Source organism: Bradyrhizobium zhengyangense (genome assembly GCF_022012555.1).
Lineage (GTDB): Bacteria > Pseudomonadota > Alphaproteobacteria > Rhizobiales > Xanthobacteraceae > Bradyrhizobium > Bradyrhizobium zhengyangense.
On record NZ_JAKLTZ010000018.1, the window covers coordinates 38664 to 57216 of the forward strand.

General features: G+C 63.0%; 19 protein-coding genes and 1 pseudogene. 11 read left to right on the top strand and 9 right to left on the bottom strand.

The window, feature by feature from the left end; all coding sequences use genetic code 11:
• Positions 1–11 precede the first annotated feature (11 nt).
• A pseudogene (gene soxB / locus L6639_RS36660) lies at positions 12–1710 on the bottom strand (thiosulfohydrolase SoxB).
• 45 nt (positions 1711–1755) lie between these two features.
• On the bottom strand, positions 1756–1989 hold the full coding sequence (locus tag L6639_RS36665) for a hypothetical protein (RefSeq protein WP_237866366.1): 234 nt from the start codon (positions 1987–1989) through the stop codon (positions 1756–1758).
• On the opposite strand from L6639_RS36665, the gene L6639_RS36670 reads away from it, so the two are divergent.
• Both L6639_RS36670 and L6639_RS36675 read left to right on the top strand, forming a co-directional pair.
• Positions 1988–3022 carry an ABC transporter substrate-binding protein gene (locus tag L6639_RS36670; RefSeq protein WP_237866367.1) on the top strand — a complete coding sequence of 345 codons (1035 nt, stop codon included), beginning with the start codon at positions 1988–1990 and terminating at the stop codon, positions 3020–3022. The two genes, L6639_RS36665 and L6639_RS36670, sit on opposite strands and share 2 nt — an antisense overlap.
• A 484-nt stretch (positions 3023–3506) precedes the next feature.
• Positions 3507–3989 carry a lipocalin-like domain-containing protein gene (locus L6639_RS36675; protein ID WP_237866368.1) on the top strand — a complete coding sequence of 161 codons (483 nt, stop codon included), beginning with the start codon at positions 3507–3509 and terminating at the stop codon, positions 3987–3989.
• Between the two features lie 926 nt (positions 3990–4915).
• Here the strand turns inward: L6639_RS36675 and L6639_RS36680 are convergent.
• Positions 4916–5083 (bottom strand): hypothetical protein, encoded by a 168-nt coding sequence (locus L6639_RS36680; protein ID WP_237866369.1) that lies wholly within the window; start codon positions 5081–5083, stop codon positions 4916–4918.
• 162 nt (positions 5084–5245) lie between these two features.
• The gene (locus L6639_RS43365; RefSeq protein ID WP_333909376.1) at positions 5246–5827 is read right to left on the bottom strand and encodes a DUF1236 domain-containing protein; all 582 of its coding nucleotides are present in this window, start codon (positions 5825–5827) and stop codon (positions 5246–5248) included.
• A gap of 94 nt (positions 5828–5921) precedes the next feature.
• Between L6639_RS43365 and L6639_RS43370 the strand changes: the two genes are divergently transcribed.
• On the top strand, positions 5922–6269 hold the full coding sequence (locus L6639_RS43370) for a hypothetical protein (RefSeq protein WP_338076574.1): 348 nt from the start codon (positions 5922–5924) through the stop codon (positions 6267–6269).
• Positions 6270–6585: 316 nt separating this feature from the next.
• A complete protein-coding gene (locus L6639_RS36690) occupies positions 6586–6810 on the top strand; it encodes a hypothetical protein (protein WP_237866371.1) in 225 nt (74 codons plus the stop codon).
• A gap of 625 nt (positions 6811–7435) precedes the next feature.
• Here L6639_RS36690 and L6639_RS36695 read toward each other — a convergent pair.
• Entirely contained in the window at positions 7436–7837 is a 402-nt protein-coding gene (locus tag L6639_RS36695) for a hypothetical protein (protein WP_237866372.1), read from the bottom strand.
• A 93-nt stretch (positions 7838–7930) separates the two neighbouring features.
• On the opposite strand from L6639_RS36695, the gene L6639_RS36700 reads away from it, so the two are divergent.
• Positions 7931–8347 (top strand): hypothetical protein, encoded by a 417-nt coding sequence (locus L6639_RS36700; protein ID WP_237866373.1) that lies wholly within the window; start codon positions 7931–7933, stop codon positions 8345–8347.
• 59 nt (positions 8348–8406) lie between these two features.
• On the opposite strand, the gene L6639_RS36705 is transcribed toward L6639_RS36700, so the two are convergent.
• Positions 8407–8829, bottom strand: a complete 423-nt coding sequence (locus L6639_RS36705) for a hypothetical protein (RefSeq protein ID WP_237866374.1) — start codon at positions 8827–8829, stop codon at positions 8407–8409.
• A gap of 91 nt (positions 8830–8920) precedes the next feature.
• Complete coding sequence (locus L6639_RS36710; protein WP_237866375.1) at positions 8921–9265, bottom strand: DUF1236 domain-containing protein; 345 nt, start codon at positions 9263–9265, stop codon at positions 8921–8923.
• Positions 9266–9528: 263 nt separating this feature from the next.
• Here L6639_RS36710 and L6639_RS36715 point away from each other — a divergent pair, with 263 nt between their 5' ends.
• The 3 genes from L6639_RS36715 to L6639_RS36725 all read left to right on the top strand — a co-directional run bounded on the left by L6639_RS36715 (position 9529) and on the right by L6639_RS36725 (position 12302).
• Complete coding sequence (locus tag L6639_RS36715; protein WP_377802876.1) at positions 9529–10173, top strand: response regulator transcription factor; 645 nt, start codon at positions 9529–9531, stop codon at positions 10171–10173.
• Positions 10174–10304: 131 nt separating this feature from the next.
• A complete protein-coding gene (locus L6639_RS36720; protein ID WP_237866376.1) occupies positions 10305–10700 on the top strand; it encodes a PRC-barrel domain-containing protein in 396 nt (131 codons plus the stop codon).
• Positions 10701–10901: 201 nt separating this feature from the next.
• Positions 10902–12302 carry a TAXI family TRAP transporter solute-binding subunit gene (locus L6639_RS36725; RefSeq protein WP_237866377.1) on the top strand — a complete coding sequence of 467 codons (1401 nt, stop codon included), beginning with the start codon at positions 10902–10904 and terminating at the stop codon, positions 12300–12302.
• Positions 12303–13069: 767 nt separating this feature from the next.
• Here L6639_RS36725 and L6639_RS36730 read toward each other — a convergent pair.
• Both L6639_RS36730 and L6639_RS36735 read right to left on the bottom strand, forming a co-directional pair.
• The gene (locus L6639_RS36730; protein WP_237866378.1) at positions 13070–14110 is read right to left on the bottom strand and encodes a Bug family tripartite tricarboxylate transporter substrate binding protein; all 1041 of its coding nucleotides are present in this window, start codon (positions 14108–14110) and stop codon (positions 13070–13072) included.
• Between the two features lie 212 nt (positions 14111–14322).
• Entirely contained in the window at positions 14323–15282 is a 960-nt protein-coding gene (locus L6639_RS36735) for a LysR family transcriptional regulator (protein ID WP_237866426.1), read from the bottom strand.
• A 164-nt stretch (positions 15283–15446) separates the two neighbouring features.
• On the opposite strand from L6639_RS36735, the gene L6639_RS36740 reads away from it, so the two are divergent.
• The 3 genes from L6639_RS36740 to L6639_RS36750 all read left to right on the top strand — a co-directional run bounded on the left by L6639_RS36740 (position 15447) and on the right by L6639_RS36750 (position 18511).
• Positions 15447–16067 (top strand): UbiX family flavin prenyltransferase, encoded by a 621-nt coding sequence (locus L6639_RS36740; protein ID WP_237866379.1) that lies wholly within the window; start codon positions 15447–15449, stop codon positions 16065–16067.
• Positions 16068–16092: 25 nt separating this feature from the next.
• A complete protein-coding gene (locus L6639_RS36745; protein ID WP_237866380.1) occupies positions 16093–17505 on the top strand; it encodes a UbiD family decarboxylase in 1413 nt (470 codons plus the stop codon).
• A gap of 127 nt (positions 17506–17632) precedes the next feature.
• Complete coding sequence (locus L6639_RS36750) at positions 17633–18511, top strand: helix-turn-helix transcriptional regulator (protein ID WP_237866381.1); 879 nt, start codon at positions 17633–17635, stop codon at positions 18509–18511.
• Positions 18512–18553: the final 42 nt, after the last annotated feature.

The window sequence follows — 18553 nt, forward strand, 5'->3', positions numbered from 1 at the left end:
AGGCTTGCCGCCTATCTGTCGACAACTGATATCGCTGAAACAGACGATGCGGTGACGACCCTCTTGCGCGCGACATATCGCTCAACCAGATCCCAGATAGGGGGTCCCTCGACCGCGTCGCCCGTGCAGCCCCAGCTTGCAACCATGTAGTCGCGGGAGGATTCGATCGGCTTACCGGTCTTCAAGATCACCATGTCCGAGATCCGCTGTCCGATCGGCTTGCGCCGATCAATGGAATACCCGACGCCGCCACAGCGGATCATGTCGCCGCCCTGCTGGTAGTAGGGATCAGGATGGAACAGGTTGTCGGCAACGTCCTCCATGATATTCTTCAAGCGTTCGCCAGTCAGCGGCGCGCGGCAGACTTCGGGATAGGCGATCGAAGTCATGTTGTGGATGTCCTCAACAGTGATCGGCGCGCCGGGCAAGAGGCTCGTCCCCCACCAGAAGCCTGGCGAAAAGCGCGATCTCGGCGTCGCGCTCCTCGAGCAGTGCGGCACAGATCATGTCGTCGGCGCTGCAGTCGAAGCGACCACGCCGGTAGAGAAGGCTATCCGAGCGGCCTACCACGCGGGCAAGCTCCGCCGCGAACGGCGCGCGAACCTTCGCAATCTGCGCTTGCACCTCGAGGTCGGGACGGATCACGTCCGAGAACAGCGGGATCAGCTTGAACAGATAACCCTCTACGCGGCCGCCGCGCACATCGAGATCGAGGCGGGCGAGGAATTTGCCGTGGCTGCCGCCAGCCACTAGCAGCGTTTTGCCGACCCGGACGACCTGCGGCCACGGATCATGCGTATGGGCAGTCAGGATCACGTCGATACCCTCGACCCGTCTAGCGAGCTTACGGTCGATGCCAAACCCGTTATGCGAGAGCAGGACGACCAGCGCGGCCCCTTGCTGCCTGGTCTTGAGGACGGTGGCCTGCAGGTCTTCCTCGCGAATGCCGAAACTCCAGTTGGGAATCAGCCTGCGCGGAATGCCGAGCCCGGTGAACGGAAACGCCTGACCGATGACGGCAATTCTGATGCCGCCACGTTCGATCACGGAATAGGCCTCGAACACCGGATCCTGCCACTCATTGTCGCGCATATTCTGGGCAAGGAACGGACAGCCCAGCGCTTCGACCAATTCCTTGACTCGGGCCTCGCCATGCGTGAATTCCCAGTGGCCGGTCATGGCGTCGGGCTTGAGCAGCTTGAGGTATTCGACCATGTCCTGCCCGCGCGTCCTGTAGGAGGTCAGCGAGCCCTGCCAAGTGTCGCCGCCGTCAAGCAGCAGAACCCGCTCGGCGCCGCGCTCGGCACGAGCGGACTTGACCACGGTCGCCGTGCGGTCGAGGCCGCCGATCCGGCCGTAGGCATTTGCCAGTTGCTCAAAATCTTCCGAAGTCAACGCGTGGGCGGCACCTGAGCCGGCCGGGATGCCGAAATGAGACAGAAGGTCCTTTGCTTTCGCCCCTTCCGGCAAGCCCATGACGCTGCCTGCGCCGACGTTGATCGAAGGCTCGCGCAAGTAAGCTGGCATCAACTGACCATGCAGATCGGCGATGTGCAGTAGGGTAATGTTGCCCATCGGTTCGAACCTGAGGAGTTCGGCTTCAGTCAGCCGTTGCTGGGCAGTAACGCGGCCCAGTTGTCCGAGGCCGTTCGCAGCGGCCAGCGTTGCGGCTGCTACGCCGACCTGAAGGATTTCGCGTCGCGTTGCCAAATTGAACTCCTCGGAAACCAAGCTTGTACAAGCGATTCTGTGCGGCTAGTGGCGGATGCCGGGAACGCTAAGTTTTTGTCCCGCGTTCTGGCTCGCGAGATAGAGCTCGAGGTCGCCATATTCGGGAGCGTCGGGGGGCAGATCGTCAGCCCAGATGGCGACTTGGCACCACTGGAAGCGCTTGCGGATATCCCACACCGACTGCTGGCTGGTGCGCCAGGTCGGGAAGTGATCGAACTGTCCGCGGAGTTCGCCGAGCCATTGGCTCAAGGAAGGCATGCGCGAGCACGGTTTGGTCGAGGGCGAAAACGTCGTATTCCATGAACGGATCGCATACGGGGACTCGACGAAACTCGCCGGATACGCGCAGGACATGGTGCGGCTCCGCGTCGATCTGATTGCAGCGGTCGGCGCAGTGACCGCGCGCGCAGAGAGAGCTGCCACGGCCGCGATTCCGATCGTCTTTGCGGTGGTCGTACAGCCGGCCGGGGACGAGCTCGCGCGTCCTTCGGGCGACCCTTTGGCAAACATGACAGGCGTTACGACCTTTGACGACGGCCATGCGGCGGCCCAGATCGCGCTGCTCCGCGCGATCAAGCCTGACCTGACAAGGATCGCCTATCTGTCCGACGCAGCCGTCTCCGATTGCCTTCGCAATGCCGGCACGCGCGCCGCGCGGGAAGCCGGTCTGCACGCAATCGACCTGCGTGTCGTCGGGCCTGAACCCGATCTGCAGACGGCCTTCGCCAGGATGGGCCAAGATGGCACGCAAGCTCTCGTGGCGCTGGAAAACCCGATCATCGGCGTTCATGCCGTCCAGATCGCGGAGCGTGCTCTGGCGCAGAACCTGCCGGCCTTGGTTGCGCTGGAACAGGCCGGCGCCGGAGGCCTTCTGAGCTACGGAACATCGCTTGGGCAAGCTGCCCACCGCATGGCGGGGCAAGCCTGCCGTCTCCTCGAGGGCCGTTCCGCAAACGAGTTGCCGATCGAGTCCCTGTGTTGCCCGAGCCTTGTCGTGGACATGCGCGCTGCGCGCCGCCTGGGCCTAACGGTTCCGCCGGAGGTGCAGCAGCGTGCGGCTCGGACTTCAGTAGCTCGAGGGTTCGCGCGGGGTCGGGTCGATAGCCGCCGGCCAGCCGAACGGGGAAACCATTTCCCGCGGTCGCGACACACTGCTGAAACCGAACGGGAGCACCCTGTTCGCATTAGATCGGATGGGGATTTGGTCATGTGGACATTCATCGAAGTTCTTTATCGCGACTATTGCCTCGCCCGCCTGCAAGAGATGCGGAAGCTCGAAGCGTCGCACTAGCCGTGGACAACACGAAATATCCCATCGCGTCGACCGTCCTGTCCGCGTTCGTGATCGGCGTCGCGATCCGGGCCGTGATGGGTCGCTGACTGACCATCCGAAAAAGCCCGTCTCTCGTCTTGTATCGAATCCCTGAGACGCTTCCCTCCGAACGCAGTAGGCAATGCAGGACCAAACCAATCTATTTCAGGATCTCGACCGCATTATCCACGACGCGCAGCATCGCCGGATCGCCGACCTTCTCGGGTGGCTGACGCGGTTTCTTTCGGAACGCCGACGGGCGAGAGATGCGGGCCGAGCACGCCCTGCCGACCTCGCGCCGACAAGCCGATCCGCCGCAGGTCCCGTGCCCGGTTGATCGCCGCTCAAGCCGCGCGATCACAACACAGTGCGGCGACGCGCTACCGTCGGCCCGGATTTGCGGGCAGCATTTCCGAGGCAGAAACGGAGAACGCGATATGAAACACCGTTGGATCCTTAGCTTTTGCGTCATCGCGGCGCTGGGATTGTCTCTTCCAGCGGACGGAGCCTGGGGGCAGCATCAACCCTGAAGGACGAACTCGTCGGAACATGGATGGCGGTCTCTTGGGAGCAGAAGAAGAACGATGGCACCACATTGCAGCAGTTCGGAGCGAGCCCGGCGGGCATGGCCGTCTTCGACGCTGGCGGGCGGTACGTCATCACGGTCATGCGGTCGGATCGCGCGAAAAACGCCAGCAGCGCGCTTTGGCAGGGCACTGCCGAAGAGAACACGGTTACGGCGAACGGGACCCAGACCTACTTCGGAACATACTCGGTGAACGAGGCGGACCACAGCATCGCGATTCATGTCGCAGGGAGCTCGTTCCCGAATTGGAACGGCACGGACCAGAAGCGCTTTGTGGCGATCACAGGAGATCGGCTCACGCTCACCATCCGTCCGCTGAGCGGAGAGGTCGTCGACGTTGTTTGGACACGCGCGAAATGAATGCGACGAAGTGTCGGTGTCTGAGCGTCGCCGAACTTGAGATTGCTGACTCGAATCCGCCTCTCCCAAAAAAGCCGCTCCCGCTCCGGTAGCCTTATTCCAAGCGAGCTGCTTGAAAATCGTCTTAACGCCGTCGTCCCGGGGACGGAGTCAATAGCAACAAGGTGTCTCCATCGATAGAGACATCGCGCTTCAGGAGCGGTAGCCGTTTCGTAGGGAAGTAGAGATCCGCCCACGACGCTCAAACCGATCGCTACAGCTTCGAGGATTTGCGCCTGTATCTGATGCGACGCAATTGGGCTCCTCCACCTTTGCGCCGAGCACCAATGCCTATGTCCAGGGTCTCCCGCTCGATCAGCCCGGCCTCCCACAGCCGATCGAGTGTCTTCGCGACTTCAAGCGTTTCTCCGCCGGAAATTCTTTGAATCTCGGCCGCCGTCTGCCAGTCGGGGCCAACCAGATTCCCCAGTCTTCTATCGAGCGGGACGCGTCCACCCTTTTCCATAGTTCAGAAGCTTTCTAGGCTTTAGTCGCCCTCCAGATCCCCCCGCACTTGGCGGTGCCCGAGTATCCGCTCCACGTGCCCGATCCGCTTGTCGCGTCTAGTCTCCCGGTGCCCTCGGCATGCTTGTCCTGAACTGTCACGGAGGCCCGCACCGCGCCGCTCCTCGATACGCGGCCCCGAAACCTGACAAGGTTCGGATGAGAAATGTTGCCATTCGAGACGTTGACGTCGAAACTATAGCTTGGGTCGCAAGATCCGGATCGCGTCTCGAAGATTAGATGCCACGAGCCGTCGAAGGCGTCGCTCCGATAGGAACGTGCCTCGGCGGAACCGAAATTGCCGAGAACCAGGCAGACCTCCGTCAAGCTGGCAACCAAGCGCATCGTCGTCATCACCTTAAAAATAGGCCTAATGGGTCTCGTCAACCCCTGTCCGGCAGAGAAGCGCCTTGCGGGTCCAGCAGCTTGAGAGCGGTTTCGATCTTGGCGAGCAGCGCCTGGATTTCGGCGCGCTCATTCGGGGCCGGATCGGCTCCGAGCCGCGCCAGCAATTGTTTTTTCTGTGCCGTCAGCCTTGCGAGAGTGGACATACGGTTCATCCCAGATTGTCAACGAAAGGGCCGCTCGGAAAGCGGCCCTTGTCTTGCTTGCCAGTTTTAGCGCCGAAGCCAAACCGTTGCTTGGGCTGCCGCTGCAATGGCCCCCAATCCTGGTAGCAACGACCGGGGGCCATCGAAGTCAGCGTAGCGACATCAGTCGATCTCTTCGATGACGCGGCGTTCGCGCGGCTCGACGATGTAGGTGTGGCTGTCGCGGTTGATGTACCGATACTCGCGCAGCGTCGGCGCGTCGCGATAGACCTCCTCCGGGAAAGTCTCGACCTCGACGCCCTCGGGCACGCGCTCGCCGGTCCGGATCTCGGTGCGGACGGTACTACCGGTGGTTACGTGCTTCTCACGCTCGACCGGCCGTGCCCTCGCGTGCTTCCGGATCACCTCGCGGTCGCGATCGCTGAAGGTGGTCTTGCGCTCCTCGCTGCGGGCCGGCGCGGAAGCCGTCGACCTGCCGGAATACGGCAGCGTGGCGACGATCTTGTAGCTGGACGGCTCCACGATGACGATCTCGTCCTTTACGATCACGAAGTCGTAGCCGCGGTACTGCGGAACGATCTCGACCACGTCGGCCGGCAGCTGCTGCAGGCGCACGTCGCGCGGAACGACCGTGCCGACGGACACCGAGAAGTTCACGCTGGTGAGCGGCCTCACGTCGAGACGCGCAATCGACTGGCTGACGCGGGTGCGCTGCTGATCGTTGATGTTGATCGACGCGTTCACGTTGATCGAAGACCGGTCGGCATTGTTCTGCCTATCGTTGGTCCGCTGCGCGGCGTTTGTGGAGCTCGAACCGGTCTGATTCTGCTGCGCCTGGTTGCTGCTCGACGCCGGCGGGTTGGCCGACTGGGTCGAGTTGCCGGAAGGCTGGCTAGTCTGGGCCTGGTTCGACTGCGGAGTGGTCGTGTTCGTCTGCGCCTGGCTCGGCGAATTCGAGGATGCCGGGGCCTGCGAGGTGCTGGTGTTGTTGCCAGAGTTGGGCGCCTGGCCAGCTGCGCTCTGGCTCGGGGACGAAGGCGGCTGCGTCTGGGCCGAATTTGTCGACGAAGGATTCGAGGTCTGCGCGGAGTTGCTGGGCGCGGCGCTCGACGTCGACGGGCTGGTGGTCGAAGCCGACGGCGAGCTCGTTGTCGAAGGTGTCGAAGTCGACGTGGAATCCTGCTGACGCTGCGCCGACGGCGCGGTCGTCGAGGTGCTCGGCGAAGACTGGGCGAAGGCCGAAGTCGCAATCGCGACGAAGGCGGTGGTTGCCAACAAAAGACGTTTGTTCATCTGAACCTCCTGAAACATGGTGCCGATCAACATGCAACGTCACCTTCAGTTCCAATCGGGAATTAACGGCAATTTTTTTTCGCTCTCTTTCTCGAAAGCCGTTACGATGAGGCCTTTCCACTGCTGCATCGGAATTGGGAAAAAGAGGAACTTTAGGTCCGCGCTCTCGTTTGCGTGATACTTGAAACGCTACTGGAGGAGAGGACATCATGAAGAAACTGATCTTGTGCAGCGCTCTCGCCGCTTTCGCCCTTGGCACCCAGGCCGCGAGCGCCGCGGAGTTCTACATCGTGCGCGACGCGACCACGAAGAAGTGCACGGTCGTCGACAGCAAGCCGACCACGACCACCACCACGGTCGTTGGCGACGGCGTGTACAAGACCAAGGTCGAGGCGGAATCCGCCGTGAAGACCACGAAGGTCTGCACCGAGTAACTGAAGGGCCGCCAGGTCCTTCCGATAGAATCGGAATGGAGGAGAACGTCATGCCCGTCATCTTGTTGTGGGCTGTCCCCGCAGTGATCTTCGTCGGCGGTGCCGGATACTTCCTGATTCACATGCACTGAACCGGTTGACGACGGAGCGGCCCGTCCGGGAAAAACCCGGCGGGCCGTTTTCTTTTGATGGACGCGTCTGCTTTTCAGCCCTCGACCACAAAGCGCAGCGCCATGACGATCGCGGCGGAGGCGAGACAGGAGATCGCGAGCAAAGCCTGGTGCTTCCGCGAGCCGCCCGCGCAACGAATGCTCTTAGCCGTCCTAGCATTCCTCTCTAGGGAGCCGGTCGAGATAAGCTATTCCGAAGCTCGCGAGTCCTTCGGTATCGCTTCGTCGTTCTTCCCATCTCCTCCGCAGATGACGCTGCAGCAGGCAACGCCGGTCATCTCGAGCGTCGATGCCGGGGTGCCGCGACCGGTACACCGTCCATGCCGTCTCCGCGGCAGTCTTCAACACTACATCGTCGAACATCGTCGCGCTCCGGCCGCCGGCATTTGCATCCGACGCAAACTCAACGCACGCATAAAAGTTTCCAGTTTTTCCCGATCTGTACGCGGAGGCGTCTACGCCTTGGCACTTGCTTTCTCGCGTGCCGCCCGGCGGCGTTGCAGGCGCCTGCTTCGGGCGCTCCTTGTCCGGGCGAGGAGCCTTGGAGTGGCCTTCTCGGAGGCGGGGATTGCAGCGGAAGCGCCTGGCTTCGCTTGCGCCTCGACAGGCCTTCCTTCCATGAAGTCGAGCACCGCGCGCCCCTTATCGGTGATCCGCCATCCGCCGTTCAGGCGCTCGACCAGTCCCTGCGAGAAAAGGTCGAGATCGGGGACGCGGGCGGCAAGGCGACGAGTTCTGTCCGCCCACTCCCGGCCGCTGGTGGCCAGGATAGCCATGTCCCGCTTGAGATCCGCCATGACGGCGAACCCGTCGGGATAGCTGACGAGGATCTTGAGCACCGTGACCTGGAAGTTCACGCCGTATCCTGCTTTGCCGAATGCCGCCGCAGTAGCAACCATTGCCTATTTTTCCCGTTAACGGCCGGGGCACGCAATGAGAAAGGAATTCCGATGAAGAAGATTGCAATGTCGGCGCTCATGGTCGGCGCCCTCGGTTTGGCTTCGGTGGCCACGACATCTCCCGCCGAAGCTCGCTGGCGGGGTGGTGGCTGGGGCCCGGGCATCGCCGGCGGCCTCGTCGCAGGTGCCGTGATCGGCGGGCTTGCGTCCTCGGCGTACGGTTGGGGCCCCGGCTACGGATATTACGGCGGCCCCGGTTACTACGGCGCCGGCTACTATGGCGGCCCGTACGCCTACGACTACGGGTACGACGAACCCTATGGCTGGGGCGGCGGCTACACGAGCACCTACTACAGCGCCCCTGTCTCCTACGGCTACCGCTATCGGCGCGTCGTGCGACCCGCCTACGCCTACTATGGCGGATCCTATCCGGTGGTTCGACATCGATGGCATCGTCACCACTGGTAAACCTGTCGGTCCGACGCAGAAGAGGCCGCGCTCCGCAAGGCGCTGCCTCTTCCTTTTCTCTACCTCCATTCAGCTGAAAACCGGTCGTGTCGGTCGAAGGCAAGCTGCGGCTCGGGTACTCTTTTCGATGGCTTGGCAACGCGCTTGGGACGCGGACGAGGCGCTGTGGAGAAGCGCATCGGCTGATCGTTCTTGGACTCCGGAAGAGGCGCTGCGGGCGCGGCGGCCATGGCTTCGCGTCCAAGCTGCTGCGGCCGTTCAGCCACCGAATCGGCCTGCGCGATGGCTGGAAGGTCGGACCGCGGACGCGTATCGAAGACGATCCGGTCGGGAAGTCTTCTCGCCGAGGTGATCCGGATGATGGTTCTGTCCGGCTCGGCCGCCGCTGCGCGTTCGACGGGAGCCGGCAGGTATCGGCTGGCCGCGAAGAGCAACGCCAGCAGCAGCGCGCCGACGAAAACGAAGTACCGGATGATGGGCATGGACGGCCGCTCGCGGGGAAGGAATCAACACTCGGCGGGCGCCGGATTGATGTCGGGGCGGGCCACTGTTCGGCGACCCACCCCGAAGGACTTAGTCGATCTCCTGAACGACCGTGCGGGTCGACGGGTCGACCAGCATCACGCGTTCCCCGGAGTAGACGTAGCGATACCTGGTGAGAGATGGACCCCAGTCGGCGGGCACGGCCTCGAGCTCCACCTCGCGCGGCACCGGCTGACCGACGACGATCCTCTCGCGGGTCTCCACCGGGCGGATTTTGTGTTCGGTCACGAAGGTGCGGATCTTCGTGCGGTATTCCGGCTCGATCTGGACCGCGGCGGTGTGACCCGTGCCGGTGGTGGTGACGACCGTGGACTGTGCCATCGCGCCCGTCGAGATCAGCGCGGCAACCGCGCACGTCAGCATCAGCTTCTTCATGAATATCTCCCTCTCCGCAACATGCGGCCTGCGAGAACACGCGGATGGTGGCAAGGTTCCGGTTTTGTGAGAGGCCGATTGCCTGTTTTTCCCGGCTAGTGCATTTGCTTGCAGCCTCGGCGTGCTGCGGCCGCCGTAGGAAGAAGCGATCTGGATGCTTCGGCAACTTGCGCTCTTCGAGCGCTTCGCTCGTTTTCCGTTGGGATGATATCGAACCAATGGCGCGTGCCCGGCGTTCCTGTCGCGTGAATCGAGGATCGTTGGTGCAGGATAAGACAAAATCGGTGGTGCGGGTGCTGGTCGTCGACGACCATCCTGTCGTCGTGACGGGATGCCGCGCGCTGTTCGCATCGGACCATTCCGTCGAAATCGAGGAAGCCTTCGACGCGAAGACGGGCCATCAGGCGTACTTGCAGCAGCATCCGGACGTAACCGTCGTGGACCTGAGACTTCCAGACCTGACGGGTTTCGAACTGACGCGCCGGATCCGTAAGGACGATCCCGCCGCGCGGATCGTCATGCTCAGCGTGAGCGATGATCCGGCCTTCGTGGTGCGCGCCGTCGACATGGGCATCCAAGGATACGTCTCAAAGAGCGACGATCCAAAGATCCTGGCCGAGGCCATACGGAAAGTTGCAGCGGGTGGGCGCTTCGTATCGCCTCGCTTGGCCGAAGCGACGACCTTCGCCGGCGCCGAGATCAAAGCCAGCCCGTTGACACAGATGAGCGCACGCGAACTCGAAATACTCAGGCTGCTGGGAAGGGGAGACCGGATAGCGGAAGTGGCATCCGAACTCGGCATCTCCTACAAAACCGTCGCGAACGTCACTTCGGCGCTCAAGACGAAGCTGGGCGCCAAGAGCCACTCGGACCTCGTCAGGGTGGCGGTTGAGATCGACCTGCACTGAGGGTGAGGCCGACAGCGCTCGCTTCGCGCAAACCCCACGCCCTGCTGCACGGCGCTCAGCCCGTTCCAGCATCGGAACATTTGCCATTTTATCCCGTTGGATGGGTCCATTACGAAACGAGGAGTTCGGATATGAAGAAGAATCTTGCGATCGGATGTCTGCTGGCCGCGACGACGGCGACCGGGGCCTTCGCTGCCACCACCGTGCTGACCGCGGCCCCGACGGAAAGCTGGACTGTGACGAACTACTACAAGCAGGCTGTGTACGATCCGAAGGAGAGCAAGATCGGCGACATCGATGATGTCCTCGTCGACAAATCGGGCAAGATCACGGGACTCGTCATCGGGGTGGGCGGGTTCCTCGGCGCGGGCGAGAAGGACGTCATCGTGCCGTTCAGCGCGGTCAAGACCGCCAAGAAGAACGACAAGTGGTGGCTGACCCTCGACGAAACCAAGGACGACCTGAAGGGCGCCCCGGGCTTCAAGTACGATCGAGCCAGCACCACCTGGGTGCCGGAAAAGAAGTAACTGGACCATCGCGGAGAGCGAATGCGATCGAAGCGCTCGCTCTCCGATCCAGGCGTGGGATCTCGGTTGTGACCCGTCCGCCCAATCCATGAGAGGCAGCTTCTCGATATAACCGATGCAATGAGGGAAGCTCGGCAGGAAAATAAAAGCGGCGCGTGAACCGATCCCTGAGCCACTCGTTTGGTGGCGGAGGCTCTGCCGATGACCCCGTCTGACCCCGGCCAGATCGCGCACAATGGACGCCAACGAAGGCTGCTGGTGGTGCTGGCGCTGGGATTCATCGTCTTCGCTGCTGCCGCCGCCGCTCTCTACTATATCCTGCAGCCCGAGACCCTCCGGATCGCGGTCGGCCCCGCCGGCAGCGACGACCATCAAGTGGTTGAGGCGATGGCCGAGGCCTTCGCCGATGAGAGCAGGTCGGTCAGGCTATCTCCGATCACAACCGAAGGCGCGGCCGAGTCGCTCGCACTGCTGGGCGCCGGTAAGGCCGACCTCGCGGTCGGTCGCGGCGACCTGAGCATGCCGTCGGACGCGCAGACGTTGGCCGTGCTGCGGAAGAACTACGTCGTCCTGTGGACGCCATCCGGACGGCCGGGCAAGGAATCCCGGAAGAAGCCGAAGGGGACGATCGGAGAGATCGCCGATCTCGCCGGCCACAAGGTCGGCATCATCGGAAGGACCGGCGCCAATCTGGCGCTCCTGCGCACCGTTCTGGTCGGCTCCGGCGTAGAGCCGGACAAGGTGACGACGGTTCAATTCGGGACCGATCAGATCGAAAAGCTTGCGCAAGATACCTCCCTCGACGCCTATCTCGCGGTCGGTCCGCTCGACAGCAGGATCACGGCCGACGCGATCACCGCGACCTCGCGATCGCGCGGTGCTCCGAAGTTTCTTCCGGTCGATGCATCCGAGGCCATCGCATTGAGGCAACCGCGCTACGAAGCCGAGGAAATCCCGGGCAGCGTCTTCAACGCGAATCCGGCCTGGCCGGAGGACAAAGTCGACACCATCAGCGTCAGCCATCTCATTGTAGCCAGACGGGCGCTATCGGAGACCAAAGCGGCGGCCTTCTATCGCCAGCTGTTTGCGGTCCGCGACGCGATCACGCGACGCGTCGCCGGCGCCGCTCACATCACCAAACCCGACACGGAGAAGGAAACCGAGCCCTCCGTGCACCGCGGCGCCGCAGCCGTCATCAACGGGACGGAGCGTACCTTCCTGGATAAGTACAGCGACTACTTCTGGTTCGCCCTGCTTCTTCTCTCCGGCATCGGGTCGGCCGCCGCCTGGCTGCGCCGCTATTTGAACAGGGACGACCGGGACGACGACACCAGCCGCCGCAACCGCATCTTGGCGTTGGCGTCGGAGCTTCGTGAAGCGGGGTCCGAACAGGATCTGTTGGCATCGCGACGAGAAGTCGATGCGATCATCGCCGAAACGTTGAAGTGCTACGACGACGGAACGATCGAACAGGAGGACATGGTAGCGTTCAGCCTCGTCCTCGAACTGTTCGATCATGCCCTTGCAGACAGACGTGCGGCGCTGGAGAGCGGTCCGGACCCGGCGAGATCTCCGAGCCCGACGCTGGCATCGCGCCGGTAGGCCTCAAGCGCGGTGGCTCCGCCGCGGTCGACCGGTTTCTGCGCCGCGCGTGGGGTGAGTGAAGAAGGCGCTAGCGAAGTTTTCCCACGATCTCACGAAGATCTGCGGCATATTACTCTGCGATCCGACGCGCCTGCTCCAAACGCGAGGGCTTGGATTCCGACGGCGCGCTCAGCTGGTTCTGGTCGTCTGGCTGGTTCATGCGGATCAAGTTCGCTGAGTCCGGCGGCCGACCCTTGCGCTAGCTCAAAGCCGCCACGGAGCCATGTCGACGGCGTCCTAACGACTAGGTGAAAGAAATCGAACGGCCGGACCAGCGCGCTCCCGCTCTTTGACGGTATTTGAACCTTCGCCGAAGAAGCGCGGTAATTGCGGCCCTGCCTAGGCAGGCAGCGCCGATCAGTCGATTGACTCCAATAGGTAGCGAAATGATGAGGATCGCGAGGAGCTCGAATTTTTCTGTGAATTCAAGACCAAAGAATTGGAACGGCCGTACCGCCGGCATTTGTCCGTCAGCTCCTAGGATTTGTGTTTGGAAATCAACGCGAAAGTACCTTCCCGAATAATCGAGTGGGAGTAGTAGGGAAGGCGGCTGTCACGTAATTTGGCGTGGTTTGGTGGGGATGTTCTCACTTCCTCTCATATTCGAGCGTTGACCCCATTGAACCCCGATCGGTGCGTGAATTCCACGTGCTTCCGCGGGCAGAGTATTGTAGCGCATCATAGCGTGCAGAACAGCCAGAGCCACGAGAAGCAAGGCCTCGGAGTCACATCGGCTCGATGCCAATCTTCTTGATGATCCTCGCCCATTTCGCGGCTTCCGAGGTCATAAAGTCCTTCAGGCCTTGCGGGTCCATCACCAGCGGCTCGGCGCCCTGTTCGACGAAGAGGGCGCGCACTTTCGGATCGTTCACCGCTGCGACCATCGCCTTATATAGCTTTTCGACCACAGCTTTCTCGGTGTTCGCCGGCGCAAGCAGCGCGAGCCAGGCCGCGCTCTCGTAATTTTTAAGGCCGGCCTCGGCCGCGGTCGGCACATCCGGCAGTGCCGTCATGCGCTTGTCGTTGGCAACCGCGAGCGGACGTGCATCACCGCTTTTGATCAGACCGAGGACATTCGGCAGGAGTTGGAAGCCGAGCGGGACCTGTCCGGCGATGAAGTCCGGCGTGTAGGCGGCGATGTTGCGGTAGGGCACGTGGGTCAGTTCGGCGCCGGTGAGTTGCTCGAAGTAGGCGGCTGCCAGGTGCTGCGAGGAGCCCACGCCGACCGTCCCGTAGTTCAGCTCGCGCGGATGCGCCTTGGCGTAGTCGATCAGCTCGGCCAGCGATTTCGGCGGCAATTTTGAGTTGATCACGATGACATTCGGCAGCGTCGCGAACAGGCCGATTGGGGCTAGATCCTTCAGCGGATCGTAGGGGAGGTCCTTGTAGAGCGACTTGTTAGCGGCCAGCGGCCCGGAGGTGCTCATCAGCAGCGTGTAACCGTCGGAGGCTGCGTGTGCTGCGGCGGCAGTGCCGATATTGCCGCCGGCGCCGGGGCGGTTGTCGACCACGAAGGCCTGCCCGAGAGATGTGGACATACGGTTGAGCAGGATACGCGTGACGACGTCGCTGGCGCTCCCGCCGGCAAAGGGAACGAGCACTTGCACCGGCCGGGCGGGATAGTCCTGTGCTCGTGCAGGACTAAGTCCTGTGGCGGCGAGCACAGCGCCCGCGCCGAACGACAGCAAGGACCTGCGGTTGAGGTGAAAGCCGTTGGCGCACGGCGCCGTGCTGTCCGTGATCTTGCCGCGACCGAATGGTGTCATCTCGGACTGGACCTCCCGACTGTGTCTTGTTCTGCAAGACCTGGAATCGTCCGGGACAGGAGTCGTCGGTGATGAGCGCCAGGTTCGCGAGTTTCTGCGCCTGGACCGTATTTAGCAGGCCATTGCGGCCGTGATGCCGGCTGGTCTCAAAACTTACCAACGCGTCTCATTTTGCAGCGGGCGCGACATCTTGTCCGTGCGGAATTCTGCATTCAGGAGATCGGTTTCCTGCGCGCGTTGCGCGAAGGCGAAGTTGCGTTGCGCGAGGCGGGCTCCACGAACCCGCTCGCCACGGCGGCGGCCTGCGCAAGATCCTGGCTGATGACGTCGAGCACGGCCTTGGCCGCGACCGACACGGCGCGCCTGGGGTGATGCACCCAGGCAATCGAGCGCACGATCCTCTGCTCGTCGAAGCGATGCGCCCGGATGCTGCCGCTGGCGAGCGATTGCCGGAGCGCAATGGTCGGCAGCACCGTCGCGAAATCGGTTGTCGCGATCACGTCGCAGAGCGCGGGCAGGGTGTCGAGCTCAAGGCGTGGCCGCAGGTCGATTCCGATTGCGGCGGCATGCTCGTCGAGGATCAGGCGCAGGCCGTGGCGCTTCGACGGCAGCACGAGATCGACCTTGGCGATGTGGTCGAAGCGTAGTTTTGCAGGCGGCCTGATCGGCCCGTCCTTCCGGCAGGCGAACACCATCTCTTCGTCCATGACATGTTGCGCGGCTAACGGCGTCTTGCGGCGCGGCACGTTGATCAGCGCGAAATCGAGCTGGCCGGTGCTGACCCAGTCGATCAGCGTTTCGGTATAGCCCTCGCAGACCGACAGCATGATCTCTGGATAGCGGCTGGCGACGGTCGCCGACGACCTCGCCATCGTGCTCTGCGCCACCGAGGTGATGAGGCCGACCGAGACGCGGCCCGAGATGCGCCCGCCGAGTTGGGCCATCTCCTGTCGGGCATATTCGGCGTCGCGCAGGATCGGCGCCGTCAGCCGCACCAGCGCTTCGCCGGCGCTGGTCAGCGTCATGCCCTGGACGCTACGGTCGAACAGCTTTTGACCAAGCTCGGCCTCGAGTTTGGCGATCTGCATGCTTAGTGCCGGCTGCACGATGTTGAGCTGGCGCGCGGCCCTTGTGACGTTCTTTTCCTCGGCTAGGCACAGGAAATATTGCATCTGCCTGAGTTCCACTGGCCTGTCCTTCGGTCGCTGATCTCCTGTTATCATCACAAATGATCGTCTGCATAATCAATCATTATTTGTGATGATGGATGCAACCACCTAGTCTGGCCACAGACCGGGTAACCTCGGGTGAAGTTCCAGGGAGCGAAACCAGACCTATGCAGGACGCCAGCCCCAAGCGGATGATTATCGGCATTTCCGGCGCCTCGGGCGTCACCTATGGCGTGCGCCTGCTGCAGCTTCTGCGCAATGCCGGCGTCGAGACGCATCTCGTGATGTCGAAGACCGCCGAGCAGACCTTTGCCTACGAGACCGACCTGAAGATCGCGGAGGTGAGGGCGCTCGCCAACGTCAACCATGCTATCGACGACATGGCCTCAGCCATCGCGAGCGGCTCGTTCCGCACCGCCGGCATGATCGTGGCACCGTGCTCGATGCGCTCGATGTCCGAGATCGCCTCGGGCGTGACAACGACGCTGCTGACCCGTGCTGCCGACGTCGTGCTTAAGGAGCGCCGCCGTCTAGTGCTGATGGTGCGCGAGACTCCGCTGCACACCGGGCACCTCAGGACCATGACGGCGCTATCGGAGATGGGCGCGATCGTCGCGCCGCCCGTGCCGGCCTTCTACGTCAAGCCGGAAAATCTTGAAGACATGGTCGAGCACACCGTCGGCCGCGTGCTCGACTTGTTCGATATCGACATCGGCGTGGTGCGCCGCTGGGGCGAGGACGAGGCCCTAAAGCGCCGCTCGCCGACGCTGCGCAAGATCGCGCCCTGATTTGAGACCTTGAGGAAAGACCCGTATGGCAATGGACAATGTTGCGAGGAACGCGCCCGCCGATCTGCGCGCCTGGCTCGCTTATCTTGCCGAGCGCGGCAAGCTCGCGATCGCGCGCGAGGGCGTTGCGCTGGTGGACGAGCTCGCCGCCATCGCCAAGCGGCTGGAGCGCGACAGCGCGGTGCTGTTTCCGCGCCCTGACGGGCACGCGATCCCCGTGGTCGCGAACCTCTTTGCCGGCCGCGACTGGGTCGCCGATTCCATCGGTGTGACCGAGGACCAGTTGCTGCCGCGGTTCCTGGCGGCTGCCAGCCATCCGTTGCCGACGCACGAGGTCGCGAGCGGTCCAGTGCAGGAGGTCGTCCATGACGACGTCGACCTGCTGCGCCAGCTTCCGGTCCCCAAGCACAATGAGCGCGACAGCGGCCCCTATATCACAGCCGGCCTGCTGATCGCTCGCAACCCGAAGACCGGCGTCCAGAACGTCTCGATCCATCGTTGCCAGATCTCCGGCAAGAACCGCATCGGTGTACTGCTGCTGCCGCGGCACACTTTCTCCTATTATCGCCTCGCCGAGCAGCTGGGCCAGGCGCTGGAGATTGCGATCGTTATCGGCGCGCATCCGGCCTTGATGCTGGCCTCGCAGGCGATCGCGGCACTGGACGAGGACGAGATGGCAATTGCCGGTGCGCTGTTAGGCGCGCCCGTCGACGTTGTGAAGTGCCGGACCAATTCGGTCCGGGTTCCCGCCCATGCGGAGATCGTGATCGAGGGGCGCATTCTGCAAGACGTGCGCGAGCCGGAGGGGCCGTTCGGCGAATTCCCCCAATATTACGGCCCGCGCGCCAATCGCGAGGTGATCGAGGTCGACGCAATCACGCATCGCAAGAAGCCGATCTTCCACACCATCGTCGGCGGCGGCTTCGAGCACCTGGTCCTCGGCGGCGTGCCGCGCGAGGCGACGCTGCTCCAGCATCTGCGACGCAGCTTCCCCAACGTGCTCGACGTTCGACTGACGCGCGGCGGTACCTGCCGCTATCATCTCGCGATCAAGATCGACAAGGCCAATGACGGCGAGCCCAAGAACATAATGATGTGCTCCTTCGGCGCGCATTACGACATCAAGCAGGTGGTCGTCGTGGACAAGGACGTCGACATCTCCTCGTCGGACGAGATCGAATGGGCGGTGGCGACGCGCTTCCAGGCTGATCGCGATCTCATGGTCGTCTCAGGCGCGCTCGGCTCTAAGCTTGATCCGACCACCGACAACGGCATCAGCGCCAAGATGGGCCTAGATGCGACCGCACCGGTCAGCGCGCCCGAGCTCGCCTTCAAGCGCATCCGCGTCAAGGGCGAGGAGGATGTCGATCTCGTCACCGCGTTGCAGGCCGACCCCAGCGCCGCCATCGTGCGGCTTCTTGCGGAGGCACGAACGTGATCCGATCAACGCGTGCGAGAAACTTGCGTCGGTTTGCGCGGTTGGAATATGAAGCGGGTGCCGCTTATAGTGCCGCGCGAATGAGCCAACCGTGTTGCAGCGCAATGCTGTCGGGAGGAAGGAACTGATGTCGACGGCCCTGCGCATCGCTCACGGCGCTTTCGGCAGGGTCGCGCTGCTCGACATGGACCGTTCGCTGGTCCGTCACGCTCATCATCACTGTCACGTCCTGCTCAAGGTTGAGGGCGCCGACACGCAGTTCCTGGTCGGCGACCAAGTCACGCCGCTTACCGATGCCGCGGCCGTGCTCGTCGACGGCTGGAAGTCGCATGCTTACGTGCACGACGTCAATCGTCCGCGCACGCTGATCATGGCCCTCTATATCGAGCCGGAATGGCTGAAGGAGTTTCGCCCCGGTTGGGCCGCCAGCGGCGCGCCGGGTTTTTTCGAGCGTCCTTCGGGCGAGGTATCGCCGCGCATCCGCCAACTCACGCTGCATCTGGCCGCTGAAATGATGGCGAATCCGGATGCGGTGCGCACCCATGAGCAGACCCTGTCTGATCTGATGATCGCGGTGATCGAGCGTTTCACGCCCTGGCGCAGCTTTCCGACCTCGATCCGCGGCATGAGCGCGGTGGGCTGCGACTGGCGCATCCGCCGCGCCATGGACGCGATGCGCGTCCACGATTCCTTTTCCAATGTCGATCAGTTCGTGAAGGGCGCGGGCCTCTCGCGCGCGCAGTTCTTCCGCCTGTTCGACGCTTCGCTCGGCGTCTCGCCGAAGATCTATCTCAACGTCGTGCGCATGGAGCGCGCGCTGGAGGCGGTGATGCGCGAGGAGACGCCGCTCGGCGAGCTCAGCGAGCGTTTTGGTTTTCCAGAGCCGGCGCATTTCACGCGTTTTTTCCGCGATCATGCCGGCGTCAGCCCGCGCGAATTCCGCAACGTCTCGCGTCTCGCGGGGCGATGCTCGCGGATCGATGCTGCGCTGCACTCTCTCGAATGAGACGATTTGGTAAGTCGTGAGAGTGCGCGGTATGGCTCCCGC

Excerpts from the sequence above, each read along its gene's own strand:
- L6639_RS36670 (WP_237866367.1), top strand. The coding sequence starts at position 1,988 with ATGCGCGAGCACGGTTTGGTCGAGGGCGAAAACGTCGTATTCCATGAA.
- L6639_RS36665 (WP_237866366.1), bottom strand. The coding sequence starts at position 1,989 with ATGCCTTCCTTGAGCCAATGGCTCGGCGAACTCCGCGGACAGTTCGAT.
- L6639_RS36680 (WP_237866369.1), bottom strand. The coding sequence starts at position 5,083 with ATGTCCACTCTCGCAAGGCTGACGGCACAGAAAAAACAATTGCTGGCG.
- L6639_RS36690 (WP_237866371.1), top strand. The coding sequence starts at position 6,586 with ATGAAGAAACTGATCTTGTGCAGCGCTCTCGCCGCTTTCGCCCTTGGC.
- L6639_RS36700 (WP_237866373.1), top strand. The coding sequence starts at position 7,931 with ATGAAGAAGATTGCAATGTCGGCGCTCATGGTCGGCGCCCTCGGTTTG.
- L6639_RS36705 (WP_237866374.1), bottom strand. The coding sequence starts at position 8,829 with ATGCCCATCATCCGGTACTTCGTTTTCGTCGGCGCGCTGCTGCTGGCG.
- L6639_RS36710 (WP_237866375.1), bottom strand. The coding sequence starts at position 9,265 with ATGAAGAAGCTGATGCTGACGTGCGCGGTTGCCGCGCTGATCTCGACG.
- L6639_RS36720 (WP_237866376.1), top strand. The coding sequence starts at position 10,305 with ATGAAGAAGAATCTTGCGATCGGATGTCTGCTGGCCGCGACGACGGCG.
- L6639_RS36725 (WP_237866377.1), top strand. The coding sequence starts at position 10,902 with ATGACCCCGTCTGACCCCGGCCAGATCGCGCACAATGGACGCCAACGA.
- L6639_RS36730 (WP_237866378.1), bottom strand. The coding sequence starts at position 14,110 with ATGACACCATTCGGTCGCGGCAAGATCACGGACAGCACGGCGCCGTGC.
- L6639_RS36735 (WP_237866426.1), bottom strand. The coding sequence starts at position 15,282 with ATGCAATATTTCCTGTGCCTAGCCGAGGAAAAGAACGTCACAAGGGCC.
- L6639_RS36740 (WP_237866379.1), top strand. The coding sequence starts at position 15,447 with ATGCAGGACGCCAGCCCCAAGCGGATGATTATCGGCATTTCCGGCGCC.
- L6639_RS36745 (WP_237866380.1), top strand. The coding sequence starts at position 16,093 with ATGGCAATGGACAATGTTGCGAGGAACGCGCCCGCCGATCTGCGCGCC.
- L6639_RS36750 (WP_237866381.1), top strand. The coding sequence starts at position 17,633 with ATGTCGACGGCCCTGCGCATCGCTCACGGCGCTTTCGGCAGGGTCGCG.